Source organism: Mesorhizobium sp. M7A.F.Ca.US.006.04.2.1 (genome assembly GCF_004022915.1).
GTDB classification, from domain to species: domain Bacteria; phylum Pseudomonadota; class Alphaproteobacteria; order Rhizobiales; family Rhizobiaceae; genus Mesorhizobium; species Mesorhizobium ciceri.
Map to the genome: position 1 here is coordinate 1 of NZ_RZQA01001543.1, position 638 is coordinate 638.

Below are 638 nucleotides of genomic sequence, written 5' to 3' on the forward strand. Positions count from 1 at the left end.
TCCTCGAACAGGCCGGGCGCACGGCCAAGCACGCGCAGCACGTCGAGCGCCATGACATTGCCCGAGCCCTCCCAGATCGCGTTGACCGGGGCCTCGCGATAATAGCGGGCGAGCGGCGCCTCCTCGACATAGCCATTGCCGCCGAGGCACTCCATCGCCTCATAGAGCAAAGGCGGCGCGATCTTGCAGACCCAGTATTTGACGACCGGCGTCATGGCGCGGGCAAACGCCGCTTCACCGCGGTCGCTGGCCGCCTCGTCGAAGGACCGCGCCAGCCGGAACGACAGTGCGGTGGCGGCGGCGACATCGAGTGCCATGTCGGCCAGCACGCGCTGCATCAACGGCTGCTCGATCAGGGTCGAACCGAACACCTGACGATGGCGGGCATGATGAACGGCCTCGGCGAGGCCCGCGCGCATGATCGCCGACGAGGCGATGGCACAATCGAGCCGGGTGAGCGTCACCATGTCCATGATCGTCTTCACACCGGCACCGGGTTCGCCGACCATCTCGCCGATGGCATTGACGAATTCGACTTCGGAGGATGCGTTGGAACGGTTGCCGAGCTTGTCCTTCAGCCGCTGGAAGCGGAAGCCGTTGCCCGAGCCGTCACCGAGAACGCGCGGTACGAGGAAGCA

The 638-nt window shown here is 66.1% G+C and carries 1 protein-coding gene; it reads right to left on the bottom strand.

All coding sequences use genetic code 11. The features are described from left to right. Positions 1-638: acyl-CoA dehydrogenase family protein (locus EN925_RS38635; protein WP_281040715.1), on the bottom strand; the 638-nt coding region annotated here is incomplete at both ends.